The sequence below is a fragment of the Protofrankia sp. CiP1_Cm_nod2 genome, from assembly GCF_920664355.1.
Classification (GTDB): domain Bacteria; phylum Actinomycetota; class Actinomycetes; order Frankiales; family Frankiaceae; genus Protofrankia.
Window position 1 is genome coordinate 12113 of record NZ_CAKKTL010000107.1, and the last position, 3042, is coordinate 15154.

General features: G+C 69.9%; 2 protein-coding genes. One reads left to right on the forward strand and one right to left on the reverse strand.

The features are described 5' to 3' along the window. Window positions 1–158: 158 nt before the first annotated feature. On the forward strand, window positions 159–2354 hold the full coding sequence (locus NBW84_RS13450) for an MMPL family transporter (RefSeq protein WP_250285051.1): 2196 nt from the start codon (window positions 159–161) through the stop codon (window positions 2352–2354). On the opposite strand, the gene NBW84_RS13455 is transcribed toward NBW84_RS13450, so the two are convergent. Further along, window positions 2305–3042, reverse strand: a 738-nt coding sequence (locus tag NBW84_RS13455; RefSeq protein ID WP_250285053.1) for an SMODS domain-containing nucleotidyltransferase, incomplete at its 5' end; no start/stop codon positions are given. The genes NBW84_RS13450 and NBW84_RS13455 overlap by 50 nt on opposite strands.

Sequence of the window (3042 nt, forward strand, 5' to 3'; positions counted from 1 at the left end):
GAAGTGACGTTGGGAAACACGGCGGTGCCAGTGGGCTGACATGACGCCAGGAGACAGGGCGAGGAGGCGCCGACGGCTCTCCGGGCGGCCGTATCTCTTTCGTGGCGGGCCTCCTACCTGCGACGATCGGTTGTCGTGGACAGCGCGCAGGGGGGCCGGTGGGCAGGATCTGGCAGGCCGTGGCATGGTCGGCGGGGCCGCGTCTGAAATGGGCGCTTCTGCTTGGCTGGATCGTCGTCGCGACCGTCGCCAGCCCGCTGGCGTTCAGGCTGTCCGACGCGCAGCGGAACGAGGCCTCGGCCTTCCTGCCCTCGCGGGCCGAGTCCACCAGGCTGCTCGAGGCCCAGAAACTCCTGCCGGGCGGAGACTCCGTACCGGCGGTCGTCGTCTTCTCTCGTGACCCTGAGCTGACGCCTACCGACCGGAAAGCGGTCGAGGACGTCGGCCGCCGGATCGGCGAGTTCTCCGAGCGTCCGGTCAGCATGCCCATTTCCTCACCACGGGGAAATACGCTGCTACTGGCCGTCAGTATCGCTCAGAGCGCTGATGTCGTGGAGTTCACCGACAAGGTCAAGGAAATCCGGCGGATCGCCCGGGAGGCGGCACCGCCGGGGCTCCAGACGTCGCTGACCGGGCCGGCCGGGCTGGTGACGGACACCTTCGACGTGTTCAGCGGGGTGGAGACCAGGCTGCTGTTCGTCACCGCGGGCGTGGTGGCGGTCATCCTTCTGCTCGTCTATCGGAGCCCCGTCCTGTGGCTGATCCCCTTACTGACGGTCGCCGTTGCCGACCAGACTGCCACCGCCCTGGTCTATCTCGCGGCCGAGCATGCGGGGCTGACCGTCAACGGGCAGAGCGCGGGCATTCTGCGGGTCCTTGTCTTCGGCGCCGGCACCGACTACGCGCTGCTTCTCATCGCTCGCTACCGTGAGGAGCTGACTCGTCACAGCGATGCGCACGCGGCGATGCGGGTCGCGATCCGCCGGGCCGGACCGGCGATCGTCGCCTCGGCCGCCACGGTCATCATCAGCATGCTCTGCCTGCTCCTGGGCGAGCTGAACTCCAACCGGGGTCTCGGCCCGGTCAGCGCGATCGGTATCGCCGTGGCACTGGTAACCATGATGACGCTGCTGCCGGCGGCCCTGGTCGTGTGCGGACGGAGGCTGTTCTGGCCGTTCGTCCCCCGCTATGGCGCGCGGGCGCGGGAGGAGTCCGGGGCCTGGTCACGGGTTGGTACGACGATCGCCGCCCGGCCGCGCACGACCTGGATCGCCGCCGTCCTGGTGCTGACCGGGCTCGCGTTCGCGACCGTGCACCTGGACACCGGCCTGCGCCAGGACCAGGGATTCACCAGGCCGATGGACTCGGTCACCGGGCAGGAAATCGTGCAGCGCAGCTTCCCGGCCGGCACCACCGCACCGGCATACGTTGTCGTGAACGCCGCCAGGGCGGACGAGGTACGCGCCGTCATCGCAAGAAATCCTGCGGTCGCGACCGTCGTGGAAAGCGATCGCGGCGCCGGTCTGGTGCAGTTCCTCGTCGTTCTTTCGCAGCCGCCGGACACGAAGGCGTCCTTCGACACGATCAGACAGCTCCGGGACACCGTCCACGCGATACCGGCGGCGGACGCGCTGGTCGGCGGGAACACCGCGGTGAACCTGGACGTGCGCACCGCCTCCGTACACGACCGGAAGGTCATCATTCCGGCTGTGCTGGTGGTCGTGGCCGTTGTTCTCGGGCTGCTGCTGCGGTCGGTGCTGACCCCGCTGCTCCTGATCGCGACGGTTGTGCTGTCCTTCCTCGCCGCGCTCGGCTCGAGCGCGCTGGCCTACGACTGGCTGTTCGGCTTCGCCGGCGCCGATCCCGCCCTGCCGTTGCTGGGCTTCATCTTCCTGGTGGCGCTGGGTATCGACTACAACATCTTCCTCATGACGAGGGTCCGGGAAGAAGCCGGGAGAATCGGCACGCGGCCGGGAGTACGCCACGGCCTGGCCGTCACCGGCGGCGTCATCACCTCCGCCGGCGTCGTGCTGGCAGCCACGTTCTCGGCGCTGTTCATCCTCCCGCTCGTCCAGCTCGCGGAGGTCGGCTTCCTGGTGGCCTTCGGCGTCCTGCTCGACACGCTGGTGGTGCGCTCGGTTCTCGTCCCCGCGCTCGCCATCGACATCGGCCCGAAAATCTGGTGGCCCAGCCGGCTCGCGAAGCCGCCACCGGACCAGCCCACAACGGCGACCGACGCCGCCGTCCGAGAAGCGGACAGCGACGCGGCCGCCGCCGGAACTCCTACGGGGCCGCGGGCTCCCGTCAGCCGAAGGCCGGGAACTCCAGGCCGAAGATCAGACGCCAGAGGTTGACCGCATCCTCGTGCCGGCCGGCCTGCTCCGCCTCGACCGCCTCGTCGGCGTGGGCGCGGGCGAAGGCCACCGGCTCCCGCAGCGCGTCGACGTCCTGCGGCTGCAGGTAGGTCGACAGGTCACCGCCGACCTCCGCGGGGTCGTAGGCGGTGAACCCCCTGCTCTCGATGTGCCGGAAGACCGCCGCCAGCCCCTGCCGGGTGTTCAGCCCGCGGTTGATCAGAACCTTGCCGGCGAGCGCCTCCAGATGGAAGGAACGCAGCCGGCTGCCGCAGACCCGGTTCCAGGCTTTGAGCAGCCGCACGGCCGAGGCGACCCGGGGGCCGGCGTCCGCCATCCAGCTGGCGTGCCGCTCCGGGCGGGTCGGCAGCCAGCCGCCGACACAGTCCGGCATGACGTAGCCCGCCCGTGGATGGTCGAAGGCGGGCACCAGGTGGACGTCCGGCGCGCAGTTGTAGACGACGCGCATCGCCTGACCTCGGCTACCGATCATCTGGATGCGGTCGCCGCCGATCGCGTTACGGACGCAGAGCAGCAGGTCGCGGGAGTCCCAGCGGAAGCGCTTCCAGGCGTTGTTGGCCGCGCTGAAGACCACGATGATGTCGACCTCGTCCACCGGGCGGATCATCGTGTCGCGGCCTGCGGAGCCGATGGTCGCCACTCCGACGAGCGGCAGCGCGCACCGCGG